The sequence below is a fragment of the bacterium genome (genome assembly GCA_016702305.1).
Lineage (GTDB): Bacteria > Electryoneota > RPQS01 > RPQS01 > RPQS01 > JABWCQ01.
In genome coordinates this window covers 240,419-258,457 of sequence record JADJEH010000001.1, presented here as the reverse complement: position 1 = coordinate 258,457, position 18,039 = coordinate 240,419, and the positions used below count along the sequence as shown (strand labels likewise).

Annotated in this window: 18 protein-coding genes; all 18 read right to left on the bottom strand. The window is 58.2% G+C overall.

Annotation, left to right across the window (positions count from 1 at the left end):
• Positions 1–121: 121 nt before the first annotated feature.
• Positions 122–2,662, bottom strand: a complete 2,541-nt coding sequence (locus IPH10_00965) for a hypothetical protein (protein MBK6909500.1) — start codon at positions 2,660–2,662, stop codon at positions 122–124.
• 229 nt (positions 2,663–2,891) lie between these two features.
• Positions 2,892–4,442 (bottom strand): glycosyltransferase, encoded by a 1,551-nt coding sequence (locus tag IPH10_00960; protein ID MBK6909499.1) that lies wholly within the window; start codon positions 4,440–4,442, stop codon positions 2,892–2,894.
• Positions 4,429–7,080 (bottom strand): glycosyltransferase, encoded by a 2,652-nt coding sequence (locus tag IPH10_00955; GenBank protein MBK6909498.1) that lies wholly within the window; start codon positions 7,078–7,080, stop codon positions 4,429–4,431. Before IPH10_00955 ends, IPH10_00960 begins: the two co-directional genes overlap by 14 nt.
• A gap of 26 nt (positions 7,081–7,106) precedes the next feature.
• Positions 7,107–8,147 carry a GDP-mannose 4,6-dehydratase gene (gene gmd, locus IPH10_00950; GenBank protein MBK6909497.1) on the bottom strand — a complete coding sequence of 347 codons (1,041 nt, stop codon included), beginning with the start codon at positions 8,145–8,147 and terminating at the stop codon, positions 7,107–7,109.
• Between the two features lies 1 nt (position 8,148).
• Positions 8,149–9,099, bottom strand: a complete 951-nt coding sequence (gene flgL / locus IPH10_00945) for a flagellar hook-associated protein FlgL (GenBank protein MBK6909496.1) — start codon at positions 9,097–9,099, stop codon at positions 8,149–8,151.
• A gap of 1 nt (position 9,100) precedes the next feature.
• Entirely contained in the window at positions 9,101–10,477 is a 1,377-nt protein-coding gene (gene flgK, locus IPH10_00940; protein ID MBK6909495.1) for a flagellar hook-associated protein FlgK, read from the bottom strand.
• Positions 10,478–10,480: 3 nt separating this feature from the next.
• On the bottom strand, positions 10,481–10,843 hold the full coding sequence (locus IPH10_00935; protein ID MBK6909494.1) for a hypothetical protein: 363 nt from the start codon (positions 10,841–10,843) through the stop codon (positions 10,481–10,483).
• A complete protein-coding gene (locus IPH10_00930) occupies positions 10,840–11,133 on the bottom strand; it encodes a hypothetical protein (protein MBK6909493.1) in 294 nt (97 codons plus the stop codon). The genes IPH10_00935 and IPH10_00930 overlap by 4 nt, the downstream gene beginning before the upstream one ends.
• Positions 11,133–12,215, bottom strand: coding sequence for a flagellar basal body P-ring protein FlgI (locus tag IPH10_00925; GenBank protein MBK6909492.1), 1,083 nt, complete (start codon positions 12,213–12,215; stop codon positions 11,133–11,135). The genes IPH10_00930 and IPH10_00925 overlap by 1 nt, the downstream gene beginning before the upstream one ends.
• 5 nt (positions 12,216–12,220) lie before the next feature.
• Positions 12,221–12,802, bottom strand: a complete 582-nt coding sequence (locus tag IPH10_00920; GenBank protein MBK6909491.1) for a flagellar basal body L-ring protein FlgH — start codon at positions 12,800–12,802, stop codon at positions 12,221–12,223.
• Entirely contained in the window at positions 12,774–13,445 is a 672-nt protein-coding gene (gene flgA, locus IPH10_00915; protein MBK6909490.1) for a flagellar basal body P-ring formation protein FlgA, read from the bottom strand. The genes IPH10_00920 and flgA overlap by 29 nt, the downstream gene beginning before the upstream one ends.
• On the bottom strand, positions 13,445–14,230 hold the full coding sequence (flgG, locus tag IPH10_00910) for a flagellar basal-body rod protein FlgG (protein ID MBK6909489.1): 786 nt from the start codon (positions 14,228–14,230) through the stop codon (positions 13,445–13,447). Before flgG ends, flgA begins: the two co-directional genes overlap by 1 nt.
• Before the next feature lie 8 nt (positions 14,231–14,238).
• Positions 14,239–14,961, bottom strand: coding sequence for a flagellar basal-body rod protein FlgF (gene flgF / locus IPH10_00905; protein ID MBK6909488.1), 723 nt, complete (start codon positions 14,959–14,961; stop codon positions 14,239–14,241).
• Between the two features lie 195 nt (positions 14,962–15,156).
• Positions 15,157–15,399: a hypothetical protein gene (locus IPH10_00900; protein ID MBK6909487.1), complete on the bottom strand. Its 243-nt coding sequence runs from the start codon at positions 15,397–15,399 to the stop codon at positions 15,157–15,159.
• Between the two features lie 20 nt (positions 15,400–15,419).
• Positions 15,420–16,703 (bottom strand): hypothetical protein, encoded by a 1,284-nt coding sequence (locus IPH10_00895; GenBank protein ID MBK6909486.1) that lies wholly within the window; start codon positions 16,701–16,703, stop codon positions 15,420–15,422.
• Entirely contained in the window at positions 16,684–16,977 is a 294-nt protein-coding gene (locus IPH10_00890) for a hypothetical protein (protein ID MBK6909485.1), read from the bottom strand. Before IPH10_00890 ends, IPH10_00895 begins: the two co-directional genes overlap by 20 nt.
• 22 nt (positions 16,978–16,999) lie before the next feature.
• Positions 17,000–17,767: a FliA/WhiG family RNA polymerase sigma factor gene (locus IPH10_00885; protein MBK6909484.1), complete on the bottom strand. Its 768-nt coding sequence runs from the start codon at positions 17,765–17,767 to the stop codon at positions 17,000–17,002.
• 8 nt (positions 17,768–17,775) lie between these two features.
• Positions 17,776–18,036 (bottom strand): hypothetical protein, encoded by a 261-nt coding sequence (locus IPH10_00880; GenBank protein MBK6909483.1) that lies wholly within the window; start codon positions 18,034–18,036, stop codon positions 17,776–17,778.
• Between the last annotated feature and the right edge of the window lie 3 nt (positions 18,037–18,039).

Sequence of the window (18,039 nt, the reverse complement as noted above, 5' to 3'; positions counted from 1 at the left end):
ATGCTCAAGGCCGCACGCTCGGCTTCGCTTTGCGGTGACACGGCGCTATGCACGAGTACTCCTGTCTCCTTGTGCATGGCGGTCCACTCACCGCTCTCCGCTCGTTTAAGCACAAATTGATTCATGCCATTACCACATGATCGGCAAGCGATTCGCGGCGCGTCTTGAGCATATTTCCAGTGAAACTTTCGTAAGCAGAGGTATCTTGCGACGCTAGCTGGATTCGTGTCCGCGCCGCCAGTAACTGCTCCAGCCTACGACTCCGGTCGCTCGAGAACAGCCATGACTCTATGGCTGATCGCCACGCCGCATGCGTGTTCTCTACCAACAGCCCCGGCGCACTATCACTCAGTAGGTCGCTGAAAGGTGACACTTGTGAAAAAAGGCAGGGACGCATTGCACCGATGTATTCGTATGCCTTGATCGGTGAACGCGCAGCATTGGATCTCGATTCGGCCAGAGGCACGAGCCAAAGATCAATCGGCGCCCGAGTGAGCCGGGCAAGATGCCGCATGTAATTCGATTGCCAGCTTCCGCCGCGGCGCACTTGAGGATGGTACGCAATGGGTCCGGGATGAGCGCCCCACCAATAGAAGAACGTGCGTTCATTCTGCTCAAGGATATCTTCGATTACAGGAGTGACCAGCGCAAGATCCAAAGCATGCGCCTTTCCGCCTGCATATCCTATTCGCGTGCAGCTCGCATCGTTAGAGAGCAGCGGTTTCGAGAAGTGCTCGGACATCGACAGCGACGGGATGACATGTGTCCGCGACGCTCGCACCGTAAGATTCGCGAGGATTGCGGCGTTGGGAGCTGTTACAGTAGTGGCGGCAGCGGCGATCTCGCGGACGCCGCGTTCGAAGTCCGCGCGCAACACCGATCGTCGGCTTCCGGCTGGAAAGCGGTCAAGCAGAATGTCGTCGGCGTCAAAACACAGAGTGAGATTTCGTTGACGCTGAGTCGTCAGGACTAATTCCCGCAGTGCCGGATCGCTGATAGAGCGAAACACGACGAGCACTTTGGCCTCACCGAGGATACCGGCGACTTGCGCGGTGTTTTCGGTTATAGCGTGCAGCCACACGAAGTCGCGATTTTCGCGCAAACCAATCTTCGTCAATGGCGAGCGCCATCGCAAGACCGCGCCGGCGCTATGCGGGTGCTCGTCGGAGAGGATCACAATTGGGCAACCCACGCCATTCTGAATAGCGATGGCTGATGCATCGCCCCTCAAGCGGTCCTCCCAACGATTTCGCAAAGTCGCAGCATTGCTGTTATCTGCTTGATAGCGGTCCGGCGCCGAACCGCGATAATGCATGATATCGGCATTCGCCACATGCATGGCAATCCCGCGTTCACTTGCGCGCAAGCACAGGTCCACATCTTCGTACCCGTTGCGGTAACAATCGGCGAAGCCACCGAGATCGTCGAACAGATCATGCTCAATGAGCATTGCTGCGGCTGACAACCCGTGTACGTGGCCCCCGTCGAGTTCACATTGCTCGCCTGCTCCGCCGCGCTCGACAACACCGCGGCGCGAAACGTGAAAGCCAGCGGCTTGCAATTCACCATCCCAGTCACGCAGACGCGGTCCGCTGATTTTCCCAGAAACTCGTTCAGACAGGAGCTGATCGAGATTTTCAAGAGTCAGTTCGCAGTCGTCGTTCAGAAAGAGTAACCACGCGCCGCGAGCCATCAACGAACCGCGATTGCAGGCTTGCGCAAACGTGCGCACCTCGCACTGCGCGTCCACTACGACCAGGCTTCTTGCACGGGCGTGGGACAGATCAAGCGAATCGAGTCCGCCGCTGACGACGATGACTTCCGCGCGCAGCGTCGGCCGCCACTGCGCCAGTTGACGAAGCAGCACGTCGGCATAGTATGTCTGTGCGTGCTCGGGGATGACAATGCTGACGTCCATTGACCATGCGTCACTTGTAGCGGCAATATGGTCCAAGGTCGTCGACGTTGAAAGTTTCATTAACCACGCGTCAAGCTCGTCCTGAATCACTGGCGTCAGTTCTGCTGCTGTCATTGCTTGCAAACAGTGACAGCGATGACTAAGTGGGCCTGTGAGCTGTTCTCTCGCGCCCGCAAGGTAGATTCCAAACACCGGTTTTCCCAGAGCAGCGGCAAAGTGCAGGCCGCCAGTATCCGGTCCGATTACCGCGACCGAGTTGCCGAGCTCGCGTTTTAGGTCCAATAGCGAAGTTTGACCTCGCAGATCACGCAGGCAGCCAAGCGTACTGAAAGTGTTGTTCGCAGAGCGCGCACCAAGCAGAGTGATGGTGCCGATCCCTGCGCGTTGAACCGCTTCAATGATGCGATCCAACAGATCCGCGGTGAGATCGCGCTCGCTCTCTCCCGCGTCACACAGAATGGCCACATCGCTCTTGGACGGAACGCTCCGCGAGGTGTTAAGACTGCGCGGCACCGGCTGATTGGCGTTGACTATGAAGGCCGACCAGACTGATGAAATGTGTTGCGGGCCAAATGGCAGACCCGGACTTCCAAAGCCGCCGTCATTGTGGTCTTGACTGCCTGCCGCACCGTAGCCAAGACAACGCGCGGCTCCGGTGCTTTTCGCAAACTGCCATGCCGCGCCGTGATTCGTCAGATTGAGAACAATGTCAAAGGACTGCGACGCGCCCACAATGCGAAGCATTTCGGACATTGCATCCGGCAGATCAGTGTCTCCTCGTAGTACGGATGTCAGGATTCGAAAGTCAATCGGCAGAACATCATCGACTTCAGGAAACTCGCGGGCAATTGACTCATACGCTGCATCACAACACATGACCAAGCGCGCGGGACGCCACTCGCGCCACGCCGCTGCCATTGCCGGGCGCGAATGGAATAAGTCTCCCAATCGCGCCCACTGCAAGACAAGTAGATTAGGCCGTTGCTCCGACACGGCTTTCCATGTATTCTAACGTACTTTGCGCATCAGCGTGCTGCGGATTCAAGTCCAGTACGCGCTCACATGCTTCAATGGCGTCATCGGGAGATCCGTTCTTCCACAGTGCGCCGGCCAGATGGAACCAGAAGTCAGCATCATTGGGGAATTGCTCCAAGTAGGACGACAACGCACTGATCGCTGCATCAGGCTGACCGACTTCGAGCGCGGATCTATATAAATAGAAGACGGCCTCGCTGTTGCGAGCATCGGCCGCGACGACCTGCTGAAAGTGCTTCAAGGCTTCATTGTGGCGTCCCCGGGCGGCCAAACTGATGCCCAAACCAAACTCCGCGCGTGGTGCGGCAGGCTTACGAGTTAAGGCCGCAAGGAAACCGTATTGCGCCGCGGTCCAATTTTCCTGCATTAACGCCACGGAACCCAGGCCCAAGAACGGACGTTCGGATTCGTTGTTTACTTCGGCTGCGTGAATGAACGCCGTCTCCGCCTCAGCCGCGCGATTCAATCGTGCCATGCAGTTGCCGAGCAGTTGCCACGTTTCAAACTCGTCGTCGCGCGCAAAGGTCATTTTGCGTTCAACAATTGTATGCAATATGGTCGCGGCATCATCGTGCCTTCCTTCCAAGTACTTCTTCTGCGCACGATCCAGCAGCGACGCGATGTCCAACGGCGTATCCGGATTGCCGCCGGTCTGGTCGCCGGTTAGTGATTCGTAACGTCCGCCTTGCGCTCCCCACACGAGGCGCAGATTAAACTCGGCCAGATAACGCTCTTCGTCGGGAATAATCGTCGCCGCCCAGCGCGCGTTGAATCGTTGCAAGTTCTCGCGATCATTATCCTTGCGACCAGGACTTGACTCCTCGTGGTGCAGGATCTCGCAATCGGCGCAATAGTAATTGCGATAACCTTGCTCTGTCAGGCGCAGGCAGAAATCAATGTCTTCAAATCCATTGCGATAGCCTGAGTCAAAGCCGCCAAATTGATTGTAGACCTCCCGGCTAACGAGCATGCAGGCTGCAGTGACGGCTTGCATCATGCGCGATGTCGTGACAGCCGGGTGATCGGCTGCGAAATTCTGGAAGATGTGGTAAGGGGTGCCATCTTGATTAAAAGCGATCCCAGCATGCTGAACGCGACCATTTGCATAGAGCAGCTTCGTGCCGACCGCGCCGCACTTGTCCTGAGCGTTTGCAGCTGCGAGCATATTGTCAAGATAGTCGTCGGAGACTTCTGTGTCATTGTTCAACAGGAGCAGATAACGTCCGGTCGCCAAACGCGCACCGCGATTACAGGCCGCCGCGAACCCTTCGTTGGTCTTGTTGGTTATCACGGTCATGTCGCCTTCGATGCTCGACAAGAGCTGCGCCGTGTCATCCGTAGAGCCGTTGTTTATCACAATGACCTCATAGGACGCGTGGTTGGAACTGCGCGCGATGGCTTCCAGGCAGCGCTCCGTTAAATCACGGCGATTGAAAACGGGGATGACGATGGACACGTCGTACTGATATGCATTTTCAGACAGCGGCATAAGTTCCTCCGGGAACAAAGGGAGATTTAAGCGCACGTGCTGCGCGCTGGTCTCGTTTTCCAGTATTGTTAAACTCATTCATCACTTCGTCGTAGACCGTTTGCAATCGGTCGGCCAGCCGTTCGCTGGAGAATGCCGCGGCACTTTCAGCGATTGCCGGCGATGGCGTGTTCGACATCGCATCGCTCACTGCAACACGAATCGAATCAAGGTCCAGTGGATCGCAAACATGAAACGCTTCTGCTGGCAGGTAATCGGGCAGCGCACCCCAATCCGCCGCGACTATCGGAACGCCGGCAGCGGCACATTCGAGGTGTACGAGCCCCGGCAGCTCATAGAAGCTCGGCAGAGCGTGCGCCGCGGCGCCGCGAATCAGAGCGGACATCAGATGCCACGGCATCCGATCCAGCGTCTTGGTTACACCTCGGCGCGGCCAGGCCTTGACAGTGTTCGCATACTCAGGCTGCGGCGAGTATCCTCCTGCCGCGTAGACGATGGCAATGTCATCATGCTCCAGCGCGGCCTGCAATGCCAGTTGATTCTTGCGTGTTTCCAGGCGACCGATACATAGAATGTACTCCTCCAATCCAAGCGCACCTCGCAAAGATGCGAGTGTCTTGTCTTCAGCCGCCAGCGGTGCCTCAACCTCGAAGGGCACCACTCGGATACGATCGGCGCTGGCAGGAAAGGCCTCGGCCAAGCGGGCGGCTTCACTCGCGCTGCACGCCAGAAATCGCGCCACACCTCGAACATCATGCTGTGCAGCCTGCGGAGCCACGGCACCCCGGCCGATACGGCTAAGCACCGTCTGCAATTCTTCCCGGGGAAGACGACCCGCGCGACAGGCATGATAAACGGCAAAGGCCTCATGCGAAGCGTTTAAGTAGCGCGGCCAGTCTTCGAACAGCGTTGTGACGACGAGCGGCTTGCCTGATTGCTCAGCTAATGTCAACGCGTGCTGCATCAGCCGCGGCAACGTCATGTTGACCACGTGAATGATATCTGCGGCAACAGTCTGCTCGTCCGTCTCAGGGAAGAAGACTTCTATGTCCGACATCTGCGCCGCGCGCTGCATTTGCAGCATGACACGGGTATCACCGCCTTGCGCATCCCACACGTTGGCGCGATTTATCATTGCCACGCGAAGTTTCCGCGATGTCCGCCGCCGCGCGGATAGACGCACGGCGTGCTTTGGCAATTCAGCGAGGATCTTGTTGGCGACGTCATCCCACGTCCATCCACGCGCGTGCGCCACGCCGCGGCGACTCAACGACTCACGCAGGGACATGTCACATGACATTCGCAGCATGGCCGCACTAATTTCTTCAGTTGAGTTCGGATTCACAAGCAATCCGACGTCGCCAACCGTTTCGCCTAATGCGGACGTGTTTGAGGAAATAACTGGGCACCCGGCGGCCATTGCCTCAAGTGCCGGCAGGCCAAGTCCCTCGCTCAGGGATACAAACACGGTCGCCAATGCATTAGCGTACAGCGCGCGCAATTCCTCGTCGGACCTTGAACCCAAACCAATCACTCTATCGGCAAGGAAATTCGCACCCAGGGCATTCAGTGTGTCGCGCGTCTTGACATCGTTCATTTCGCCGACGAACAGCAATTGCGTATCAGCAGGCAGTTGTCGAGTCGCGTGCGCGAACGCGTCAATCAAGCGCGGCACGTTTTTGCGAGCGTCGGCCCCGCCAACATACAAGAAGTAGGGTGCAGAGCGCTGTCCAGATTGGTCAGCCGCTGCCACATCAAAGAAGAAATTGTCAACACCGCCAAAAATCGGGGTGACACGTTCTGCGGGCAAGTCCAGATAGTTTGTGCACTGGATTCCGACGTAATTGGAAATCGGAAAGACGCGTTCGCAGCGAGCGGCGACGGTCTCGATATTCTCCAAGTACTCATCTACGAGTTGAAGACTGCCGCGTAGATACAGATCGGGAAACTCAAGCGGAATGAAATCGTAGATGATCGAAATCCAGGGACAGCGGACGATCGGCAGAGCAGCAGTTCGCCGTCCGGCGAGCATCGGCGACGGGTCAGTCAGCAGAAATACATCCAGGTCAACGTCACAGCCAGCGCCCATCGCGCGGAAGCTCGCGTTAGGACTCGCAAACTCTCTGTAAAGTTCTTCGTCCGGAGCGATTCCCGGTTCTGCTAGCAGCACGAAGTCGTGCATGGAGCCTAAACGCAGGAGACGGCTGACCGTGGCGATCACATAGCGGCCGATGCCGCGCTTGCGAGTAGATGGAATCGCCAATGGACGAATATCCACGCCAACTCGCAATTTTCCGGACGTCGTTCGACGCGCAGACAGGTCTTGTGCAGCAGGCGCTGCACGGAACGAACCTGCATACGCCGCAAGACGCTTGTTGACGCGGACAAGATCAAGCTCCAACTCCGAGGTCAGATTTGCGAGAGCATTCGGCGAAACCCACGAGGCGATTCGATCACGGCTTGCCGCATACCATTCGCTGTCCATTCCGGTGAGAAGCGACGCGGCTTGCGCCAACGCGATTTCCGCCGCTGGATTCGTCTCTTGCTCGGCCAGCTCGTAGCAGCGCAGCCAACGGCGTTCGCCCGCACCGCAGCGCGATCGCTGTTGCGCCAATTGCGCGGCCTTCTCTTGTAACATGCTATTTGCCACGTCGCCTGCTTCGCCTACCGAATAACCGGTGGCGTGGCTCGTTCCAATGTGACAGTCTTCCTCGCCGCTATCGTTCGCGGCGGCGGCGTCGCAGTTCGCAATAGGTGGTCATAGTCCGCGCGCACCATCATCTCAACCAATCCCTGAAACGTCACATTCGGCGTCCAGTCGAGATCTGCGTGTGCTTTACGAGGATCACCGACCAATAGATCAACTTCGGCGGGACGGATCAGATCGGCGCGAATACGAACAAAACTCTCTGGGTCAAGGTTGACACAAGCGAATGCCGCGTTCACGAACTCCTGCACGCTGTGCGTCTCCCCGGTAGCCACAACGTAATCGCCGGGACTGTCCTGCTGCAGCATGCGCCACATCGCATCCACGTAGTCGCCCGCAAATCCCCAATCCCGTCGAGCGTCAAGATTGCCGAGTTCGAGCTGTTTCTGCAAGCCGAGGGCAATGGCCGCGGCTGCGCGCGTAATTTTGCGCGTGACAAATTCCAGACCGCGCCGCGGCGATTCGTGATTGAAGAGAATTCCGCTCGATGCGTGCAAGCCGTACGATTCGCGCATGTTTACCGTGATATAGTGGCCAAACGCCTTAGCCACGCCATAAGGACTGCGCGGATAGAACGGCGTATTTTCGCACTGCGGCACTTCGCGGACTTTCCCGAACATTTCGGACGAGGAAGCTTGATAGAACCGTGCCTCCGGGCAGACATTGCGCAGCGCTTCCAGCAGGCGGGCGACTCCCAGCGCCGTAAATTCGCCCGTAAGAATAGGCTGCTGCCACGACGTGGGCACAAAGCTCTGCGCCGCGAGATTGTAGATTTCATCAGGCCGTGACGTTTTCAGCACTTGCTCAAGGGAGTTCGCGTCGAGCAGATCCCCCTGCAAGAGAGTAACATCTTCACGCAGATGCTCAATGCGAGCGAAGTTCTCGGTACTGGCACGGCGCACCATTCCAAAGACGGTGTAGCCCTTGTCGAGCAGTAACTCCGCTAAGTAGCTTCCATCCTGGCCGGTGACGCCTGTGATGAGCGCTCGTTTCTTCATGTTAGCCTAAGTAGTCTATTAGTGAACGTGAAAGCACACGGGATTGTATGGCGAGCAGGGCGTTGTAGACGCCCTCCTCCACCGCAAGTCGGGAGACGAGATCCGTCATGTCCGCGCCTTGCGCTTGCTCCAACTGCTCTGTCCAGTTGATTTCGGCCTGCGATAGATCATTCAATTTGTTTTCAAGTCGCTGGCCCAGCGCGCCAAGATACGTTTGCTGCTCAACAATGCGTTGGCGAACGGCATCGAGGTTATCGCGCAGAACATGAGTGCTCAACGTTGCCTCCTCGCCTGTGGGCGGCGTGTTGTCGTTGGCAATCGTGTCGCGCAACTGAGCAACGACGTAGAATATATCGCTCGCGGTACCGGCTTCGCCTTGCGGCTGAAAGAGGCGGTCACCGGTCACGTTGATAGCAACATTCTCGTTCTCGTCAATAGTACGGTAGACGCGGCCGGAGATGGACTCGTTAACAGCCGCAACTGATGTTATCAATCCGTTGGCGTCTCGTGTCACGGCAAATGGCGCCGCTGTCGTGCCGTGCCCGGCAAACAGATAGCGGTCGCCGACCTGTGCATTGGCATATTCGAGCAGGGACTCGAGCTTCTGATTCAACTCTTGCGCCGCGAAAGTGCGATCCTCCGGCGTCACGTGATCGTTATCGGCTTGCAGTGCCAGCGCGTCTATTTCGTTAAGCAGTTCGACCAGCGATGTTAGTTTAGCGTCCGCGGCTTCAACATAGCCTTGACCATTCTCGATGTTGCGACGATACTGTGCGATGGACTCAATCTGCGAACGAGAGTCCATGGCGTGTCCCGCCGATGCGACGTCCTCGGACGGCTGAAAGATGCGTTGTCCCGCGCCGAGCTCCTGCTGGATGCGCGTCATGTTATAGAGGCGCTGGTCGACGTCCCGGACGAAACTCTGATGCTGCTGCAAATGAGAAACGCGCATGTTACTTGAGGTTAATGACGGTTTGCATCATTTCATCTACGGTCTGAACGATTTTTGCCGCGGCTTCATAGGCTTTCTGCGATTCAAGCAGCCTGGCCATTTCTTCATCGAGGCTTACGCCGCTGATGGACGCTCTGCGGTTCACCGCATTCTCGAGCACTGCATTCTCAATGTCACGTTGTTGAATTGCCGCAGCACGGCGGCTGCCCGCTTCAAGCGGTATATTCCGCAGCCATTGATCAAGCGTGACACCGTCTATACTCGTGCTGTGCTGCAACTGCGCGATGGCGAGCGCCATGGAATTGTCGCCCGGCGCATTCGCTCCGCTCGCCGCCGCTATATTGGCCGGATCATCCATGATGGTCGCGCTCAACGCCAGATCGGCTACGCCCGTCGCTCCCACCCGAAAGAACTCCTGACCTTGGGAGCCGTTCAGCCCGTAGCCCTGCATGTGCAGTTCATTGATGGACGAACTCAATTCTCGCGCGAACTGATCCAGCATGGCAATCATGCCCGGCAATTCAACGTCCCGCTGCTCTATCAAGGCACCCAATTCACCGCCCATGGGGTTCCACGTTAGCGGCGAACTGCCCAACGTCAAATTGTATTTGCGCTTCGGGTCGCTGGTTGTTTCATCAGCATTCACGCGGACTGCCATGTCGCGCTGAACGATTATCTGGCCGCCAATGTATACATTAATCGAACCGTCACTTTGATCTTGTACGGAAATGTCGGCGATCTGCGCCAATTGTTCAACGAGCAGATCACGCGAGTCCCGAAGGTCCGACGCCTCCTGACCGCTGAGCTCGGCGCGGCTGATGCGGACGTTCAAGTCCGCAATCGCCGAAGTAAGATCGTTCATCCCGTTCACGGCGTCACCGATGCGGGCGTTGGTATCTTCGATCTGCTGAGCAAGGTTCTGGTGAACGCGTTTGAGACTGCTGACAAGCGCACCTGCGCGGTCACGCAGAGCGTAGCGCGGAGCCATGCTCTCTGGGTCATTGGCCAGATCATGCCAGCCACTCCAGAAATCGTCCATCAGTTTACCAAGGTTGTTGTCACCGAGCGCGTTGAACACTTCTTCAACGCGGCCGAGTCGGTCCTCACGTTCACTCCAATAAGACGCCACGCTGGTTTCGCCGCGAATCTGCGAGTCGAGCAGGCGATCGCGCACGCGAGCCAGACGAAGCACGTCCACACCGGAACCAGTGTCCCACATGCCCGTTTCGCCGGGCGGCGCGGTTTCCAGATCGAGGCGGCGCCGCGAATAGCCGACGGTGCCCGCATTGGTCGTATTGTGACCGATGACTTGCATCGCCAGCTGCTGAACCTGAAGTGCGCGGCGGCCTTGCTCGAGTATGTTGGAGAGTGTACTCATGCGTTACGCCTTGCGGTCAATCATGATTGAACGGCCACCGTGTCGGCCGTCATAATTATTGTTGGCTTCGATAACCTCGAGCAGCTCAACGGTCGCTCGCAGACTCTCGTCAAGTATGCGGCGCGAAATCTCCAGTGTTTTCAAAGCATCCTGACGCAGCGCGACAAACCGGCGGCGCATCTGCTGCTGCTCATTGCGCGGCAGCGCACGTTGGGCGCGAAGCAGGCGCACCAGATTGGTCTCAACTTCGGCCGCCTCACCTTCAATACCGGCCAGCTCATTCTTACGCAGGCGATCTTCAAGCCGCTGGATGTGAATCTTCAGACAGCCTAATTCCCGGACGAAATCGTGTGCTTCAGGGCTCACTTGTCACCTCTTTGCTCGGTATTTTCGGCGGTTCGGAGCTGCGCGAGAATTCCAAGATCGAGCGAGCCGGCCAACTTTTCCGCGAGCTCCCATTGCGCAACGGCTCCAAGCGTATTACCCTCCACTCCATCTCCGAACAGGGATTCGCCTTCCAGGCCCTTTTGCAGTTCCTGCAAGATTTGATGCGTCAGCAGAGTTTCGAACTGATCGGAAACTTCCGCGACGGTCGGTTCACGATGCGTCGCCGCCCGCGTCAAAGCGATGGGTTGATTCGTCGGTAGAATTTTCATTAGATAATTACCAGTTCAGCGCGCAGAGCGCCCGCCGCTTTCAGTCCCTGGAATATCGCAATCATGTCGCGTGGCGTCACGCCGAGGGAATTCAGCATGCGTGCCACGTCACCAACCGATGCCGCGCCTTCAATCTCCTTGAGCCCTTCGCCGGCATTCTCGACGCTGATGGTGCTTTGTGATTCGATGACAGTTTCGCCTTGGCCGAAAGCGTTGGGCTGGCTGATCACCGGGCGCTCGGAAATTTCCACGGTCAAGTTGCCGTGCGCAATCGCTGTCGGCATCAGCGTCACACCCGTACCGACGACAATTGTCCCAGTGCGCTCATTGATAACGATGCGGTCCGTCCCGATGGGCTCGATCTGAATGTCTTCAATGATAGATTGAAATTCGAAACGGTCGCTCTGCGTTTCGTACATCGTCGGCACGTTGACCACAACTTGGGCCGGGTCGTCGGTGCGCGCGCTGCCGCCGTAGTGCGCGTTGATTGCTTTGGTAATCGCGACGGCAGTGCGCAGATCAGGCTGCTCCAGCACAAGGACAACGGTATCCGCAGGCGCGGGAAGTTGCGGGCCGTCCGCGAAAAGAATCGTCCCTCCCGGAATGCGTCCGGCGACGGCGTGATTGCGCGAGACGCGATTGCCCCCAGTTTCAAAGTTAAAGCCGCCGATGGAAATTGGACCTTGCACCTCGGCGATCGGATTGCCCCACGGATCGTTCAACACGGAACGCAAGAGCGTGCCGCCCTGTAGGCTGGTTGCATCGCCAAGCGACGAAACGAGTGCGTCTATGCGCGCGCCGCGCCGCGCCCCGGCGGGCATTTCGCAGGTGATCATCACCGCCGCGACGTTCTTCAGCTTCAACTCGCCCGGCGCGACTTCGATGCCGAATTGCTTGAGCATGCTCGCGAAGGTCTGTGGCGTAAACGTTGATTTGCTGCCATCGCCAGTGCCTGCCAATCCGACGACGAGACCGTATCCGGTCAGCGTCACGGGCGTCGTGTTGGGATAGCCGGTTAGGTCACCCACGCGCACGCCGCCGAAGGCCGTGGCCGCTGCGAGCAATATGGAAACGATAGTCATTCGCATTAGAAGATCCAATCGAAGATGCGCGCGATCACGCCCGGGCGTTCGGTGTTGCCCAGCACCCCTTTGCCCTTGTACGAGATTTCCGCGTCGCCAATGAGGTCGGACGTGACTGTATTGTCAGGCGTAACATCGGATTGGCGCACCGTGCCGGACAGTATCGTGAGTTGCCGTTCGCCATTTATGACGACCGATTTCTGGCCTTCTATACGCATGTCGCCGTTGGGAAGCACTTCGATTACACGGACCACAACGCTGCCACGAAACGTGCCTTGCCGCGTAGTCGTGCCCGTGCCTTTGTGTTCACTCTTAGAGGAACCGCTTCCGGACAGAAGCGGAATGAAATCGAGCGGACCGGAACCGGCGGCTTGCAATTCGGCATCAAACTCGCCCTTGGTATTGGTGCGGGCTGACGCGGAGGCCAAAGAATTTTCGATAATCAGCACGGTAAGCTGATCGCCTACATTACGCGCATTGCAATCGTTGTAGAACGATGGCGCAAGCCCGTTGCCGTGGACGCCGGCCAGAAGCGCGGCGCTCGACAAAAGAAGCAGACTAACGAATCCAGCGCAGCGTGGCATCATCTTGGATCACTCCTTGCAATCTATTGCGTTCGACTTCGGGCACGCGCACGGGAATTGTCTCACCGACTCCGCCGTCCTTCATCGCGACGCCTTCTACTTTTACAATCACTCCGCCCTGCTCGTAGTGAATCACGACGGGATCGCCGGAGTGAATGATGGCTCGCGGGCGCACATCCGCCGCGAGAATCGCCCGGCCAGGCACCAGCGGCCGCACGGCGAATTTTCCGACGATGGTCTGCGCGTCCAACAGCGCGACATCGCGCAACGCGCTCCATTCACATTCGATTTCATGCAGATCCTCGCGGCGGATTTCCGCGCCGAGCTTCACGCGGTCGTTTACCGACCAGGCCGCGCCATAGATTCGCGCCCGGCCCTTGACCGTCAAATGCGCGGGCTGTCCGGCGGCATCGCGGCCCGTCAAGCCGATGGTCAGTTGGTCATGCGCGGACTCGGGCAGTTCGCTTGCGACAATCACTTCTATCCACGACTCCAGCGCGGCCGCATCGCCAAACACCGGCTCCCATTGGCACGCGACCTGATGCGGTGCCCATGTGGCGGCAATCAGGCGTTCGAGGCGCGTCATGTCTTGCGCGAGACTCATTAGTGGAAACAGGCTAAGCAGAAGGACCAGTTCACGCAGCATTAGCGTTTGAGCTGCGTGGCAATGTTAATCATATCGTCAGCGGTGCGGATCGCGCGCGAATTCAGTTCGTAGCCGCGCTGCGCCGTTATCAGATTGATCATTTCGTTAACGATCTTGACGTTTGACGCTTCCAGGTAACCCTGTTCGATCGTTCCTGTGCCGTCTGCGCCAGGGGTCGCCGTCAACGGATCGCCCGACGACACCGTTTGTGTGTAGAGATTGCCGCCGTCGCTCAACAAGCCCGCGGGATTGACGAAGCGCGCGACTTCGATCTGACCGATTTCACTGGGATCTGTATTGCCTTGGGTCATCACCGACACCCGGCCCTCGGGCGAAATCATGACCGACGTGGCGTCGCTCGGGATGTTGATCGGCGGTTCCATCGGCAGGCCCTGCGCGTTGACGATCTGACCTTCGGCCGTGAGCTTCCATGAACCATCGCGCGTGTATCCCAGCGTACCATCGGGCATCAGCACTTGAAAGAATCCGTCGCCGCGAACCATCAGGTCGAGAGGGTTTCCGGTTTCCTGCGGCGTTCCCATCTCGAAGTTCTTCACACTGGCGACAACGCGCGTGCCGCCGCCGATTTGCAGTGGAACGGGCAGCGAGGTGCCCTGATCCGTCGGAGCGGGAATGCGCACGTTTTCGTAAATCAAGTCTTGGAACTCGATGCGGCTGCGCTTATAGCCGGTAGTGTTGGCATTGGCGATGTTGCTCGCGGTGTTGTCGAGATTGCGCTGCTGAGCCTGCATGCCGGAAGCGGATGTGTAGAGAGCTTTGATCATGAATTGCCTTAGACTCGACCGATGTCATTGACGACGTGATTGAGCGATGCGTCCTGCGCCGTCATCAGGCGGGAACTTGCTTCATAGTGCCGCGCGGTGGCGATCATCTCGACCATTTCGCGCACGGCGTCTACATTCGATTGTTCGAGAAATCCCTGGGCAACGCTGGTGCGGGCGACGGCGCGCTCACCGGCGGCGTTGTCCGGATCGGAAAACAGACTGTCTTTGGTTTTGACCAGCTCGCCGGGATTTTCAAACTCGACGACGCGCAATCTGTCGAGACTTACGCCGTCTACAGAGACTCGGCCGTCATCGCTGACGGTGACGATACCCGGTGGAATCGTGAGGTCGCCGCCCTCGCCTTGCACGCGGCGGCCTTCGGCATCCACCAGCTGACCTTCGGCGTTGCGATCGAAGCGGCCATTGCGCGTATAGTGCGTGCCTTCTTGGTCTGTGACGACGAAAAAGCCGGAGCCCTGGAGCGCAAAGTCGAGCGGTGCTTCGGTAGACTCGAGTGGTCCCGCACTGAAAGCAGTGTAACCCGCACCTTTCACGGCATCGAGCAAATTGCGCGAATCGCCCACGTTTGCGCCGTCAAGCTGCTGCTCGATGACGAAGCGGTCGCGCTTGAAACCGGTGGTCGAAGCGTTGGCCAAATTGTTGGCGGTCAAGTCCTGTCGGACGATGCCCGCGCGCATGGCGGCGGCTGAACTGTAAATGCCTTTGATCATAGCGAGGTCCTGTTACCCTTGCAGAATCTTTGCAAGGATGGTGCCAAGCGCTATAACAAGTTAAGCAATCCAGGAGGTCAATTTAACCGCTTAAGAAACAGAAGTTAAGGAAGTGCAGAGGGTAGGGGAAAACCGGGGCAGGATCCGTGCTCCGGCACAAACTGCCGGAGCGTTGAAGTGGGACTTAAGGTTGGCTCAGGTGCGGAGGTCGAGTGGGAAGGCGACGTTGGGAGCGTCCGTCGGCACTGGCGCGAGCAGGCGCAAGCGAATGCGCGGCGAGATGGCCAAGACCTGTACGGTGATGGGATCGCCGACCGAGACCGGTTGTTCAGGGTCTGCGACGAGCATTCGACCCTTAAGATCAATCAAGACACGTGACGTAGAGAGTTTGCGGCGAACTTTGGTCGTGAGGATTTCGCCGACGCGGAGGGGGATCAAGGTTTGAGACACGGAGGGCCTTATGAATTCAAATCGAGTATGAGTTTAACTTCGTCTTGTCCCATGTCGAGCTCCTGCGCAATTTCGGCCAGGGAACGGTTTTCAGCAGAAAGTTCAAGCACTCGCTTGACGCGGCGGTCCATCAGCGATTCCTTCATCGCGACCTCCATCGCAGGTTCGCTGTCAGGGAAGTCCGGTTCGGGCTCGGGCGCGGGTTCGGGCTTGGCCGTCACGGGCGGATTGGCCTTAGGTTCGCGCTTGGGCTTCTCGCGCTTCTCGGCAGCGATAGCCTTATCAAGCGTGTCAAGGTCCTTGGCGATTTCCGCCGCGGCATCGGGGCTCTTGGGCTTGCGCGTGAATTTGGGCAGTGCGAATTTGGGCAGCTTGAGATTGAGTTTCAGTTTGGGCATGCGAAGCCGCGCACCGATGGCTCCACCTGTTATCCCGGCCGCGAAGGCAATCGCGATAAACATCCACAGCGGCGCATTTGACGACGCGGAATGCTCCGTCACGGCTTGTTCGGCAGCATCCATGGTATCGCCGGCGCGCGTCTTGTGCAATGCACCATACTCGCGTGCGGCCTGCGAGTCGCCGGTAATTCCATAGAAATCGGCCAGCACTTCAAGCGCTTTAATGCTGTCGGCGGTAGCCAGTTGCTGGGCCTCCGGCTCGGCGTGCGCGTTGACCCCAGGCTCGGCATGAGCGGCCGATTCCTGCGCAACATGCGGATCGGCTGGCGTCACTGCCTGCGATTCGGTTTGTGGCGGAGTCGTGCCCTCAGCCAACTTCGTTTCAATCGGCCGATCACCGGGAATATATTCCGGCTCTTTGGGCTTTGCACTCTTCTTCGGAGTCACCGGCTTGGCCGTGGCCGTCGAATCGTTAGCAGATTGCGTCGGGGTCTGCAACTGCTCACCGCGCCGCGCCAGATCAATCGCCAATCGCCACGTCGGCCCCGCCAGCTCCAAAGGCACCGCGGACAACGGCACGGCGCCGCGGATTTCCAGAATGATATCGCTCGCGTTTTCGCGGAAGGCCTCGACGCTATTGAGCAATTTGATCTGCGACGGCAGTTTGGGCAGCGCGAACTTATCCGTGACGCTTACAGACTTCAGATGCAATTCAATCGAACCGTTGGTGCCGTCCCGTAAAACGTACTGGATGGGCGCGTCGAACTCGCACACCATGCGGTCGAAACCTTGGTGCGAGCCGAATCGCACATTTTCCAGCGTGGCGGCCCACACTGCTGTCGCGGACAGCAGGAGCAGTGCGGCAAGAAGCGGTTTATGCCTGAAGATCAACATGGCCGGACTCTGGTGGTGTGCGCTCGGATTTTTCGGGCTTGGAATTGGAATCGGAATCGGGTGCGGTCTGCTCTTCGTCGCTGCTTGGTTCGAAGGTGTCCTCGCCAAACGGCTCGCCTGGCTCCCGCTGCTTTTCTTTGTGTTTCTCGTTAATCTGTTCGATCTCGTACGAGAAATCGCGCTTTTGACCGTGAAATGCGCCTTCGGCTTGCTTCACCTGTTCGACTGGCGGGCGAAAGCGCGTGTGATCGTCGCTATTGATCGGCCGGAACATGGCTCCTCCGTCGTCGTGACAATTATCCGGACATGCGCGAACGCAGACGCGCCCGCAACTGCAGCAGTGCTTTTGAGTGTATTTGCGAGACGCGTGACTCGGTCAGACCGAGCACTTCGCCGATTTCTTTCAGAGTAAGTTCTTCGTAATAGTAGAGTGCCAGGACGAGCCGCTCCTGCTCGGGCATGTCGCGCAGGCCGTGGACAAGCAGGTCGCGCGTTTCCTGTTCTTCGAGCTTTTCGTCCTGCGTGCCATGGGACAGATCCGCCGTGCTTTCCGATATGGACGACTCACTGCCGTCCTGGCCTTTCAGCGTTTCATCAAGCGAGAGCAGGACGGCCACATTAACTTCGTCGAGGAGCGAGCGGTAGTCGTCCAGTTCGATCCCGAGATGCTCGGCGAGTTCGGCGTCTTCGGGCGAGCGCCCGAGTCTGCGTGTGATCGTCTCGACGGCTTGTTCGAGCTTGCGCGCCTTCTGGCGGATCGAGCGCGGCACCCAATCGAGTTCGCGCAGGCTATCCACCATCGCGCCGCGAATGCGCGTCATGGCGTAGGTTTCAAATTTGATCCCGAGCGACGGATCGAAGTGGTCAATCGAGGCCAATAGCCCCATCACACCGGCGGAGACGAGGTCGTCGAGTCGCACACTGCGGGGCAGGGTGCCAAGCAGTCGCATGGCCATGCGGCGCACCATGGGCAGATATTCGAGCAGCAACTGTTCGCGCAGCTCCGGGCTCTGCGTGCGAACGTAGGCTTCCCAACTGCGTGCGGCCGTATTGATGGCTTTCATGCGTTCAATTAGGAGCGCGACGCTCCATTGGCTTGATCACCAACTGCGGCGGCATGCTGCTGCAGTAAGGCGCGGTGGCTCAGATACTGGAACATGATTTCGGCAAAGCCTGACAGCACGACGAGCACGGCCCACAGGACCGCCACCCGTATGGCGACGACAGGCAGTGGCCATTGCATCGCCAGCCCGAACGCGGTCACGACCAGAACGACGACGCGGCGCACCGCGACAAAAAGGTCATGCAAAGCGGAGTTGCTCTTCTTAGCCATATT

Coding starts and splice junctions, on each gene's coding strand:
- IPH10_00965 (MBK6909500.1), bottom strand. CDS start 2,662: ATGCTTCGCATTGTGGGCGCGTCGCAGTCCTTTGACATTGTTCTCAAT.
- IPH10_00960 (MBK6909499.1), bottom strand. CDS start 4,442: ATGCCGCTGTCTGAAAATGCATATCAGTACGACGTGTCCATCGTCATC.
- IPH10_00955 (MBK6909498.1), bottom strand. CDS start 7,080: ATGTTACAAGAGAAGGCCGCGCAATTGGCGCAACAGCGATCGCGCTGC.
- gmd (MBK6909497.1), bottom strand. CDS start 8,147: ATGAAGAAACGAGCGCTCATCACAGGCGTCACCGGCCAGGATGGAAGC.
- flgL (MBK6909496.1), bottom strand. CDS start 9,099: ATGCGCGTTTCTCATTTGCAGCAGCATCAGAGTTTCGTCCGGGACGTC.
- flgK (MBK6909495.1), bottom strand. CDS start 10,477: ATGAGTACACTCTCCAACATACTCGAGCAAGGCCGCCGCGCACTTCAG.
- IPH10_00930 (MBK6909493.1), bottom strand. CDS start 11,133: ATGAAAATTCTACCGACGAATCAACCCATCGCTTTGACGCGGGCGGCG.
- IPH10_00925 (MBK6909492.1), bottom strand. CDS start 12,215: ATGACTATCGTTTCCATATTGCTCGCAGCGGCCACGGCCTTCGGCGGC.
- IPH10_00920 (MBK6909491.1), bottom strand. CDS start 12,802: ATGATGCCACGCTGCGCTGGATTCGTTAGTCTGCTTCTTTTGTCGAGC.
- flgA (MBK6909490.1), bottom strand. CDS start 13,445: ATGCTGCGTGAACTGGTCCTTCTGCTTAGCCTGTTTCCACTAATGAGT.
- flgG (MBK6909489.1), bottom strand. CDS start 14,230: ATGATCAAAGCTCTCTACACATCCGCTTCCGGCATGCAGGCTCAGCAG.
- flgF (MBK6909488.1), bottom strand. CDS start 14,961: ATGATCAAAGGCATTTACAGTTCAGCCGCCGCCATGCGCGCGGGCATC.
- IPH10_00895 (MBK6909486.1), bottom strand. CDS start 16,703: ATGTTGATCTTCAGGCATAAACCGCTTCTTGCCGCACTGCTCCTGCTG.
- IPH10_00890 (MBK6909485.1), bottom strand. CDS start 16,977: ATGTTCCGGCCGATCAATAGCGACGATCACACGCGCTTTCGCCCGCCA.
- IPH10_00885 (MBK6909484.1), bottom strand. CDS start 17,767: ATGAAAGCCATCAATACGGCCGCACGCAGTTGGGAAGCCTACGTTCGC.
- IPH10_00880 (MBK6909483.1), bottom strand. CDS start 18,036: ATGGCTAAGAAGAGCAACTCCGCTTTGCATGACCTTTTTGTCGCGGTG.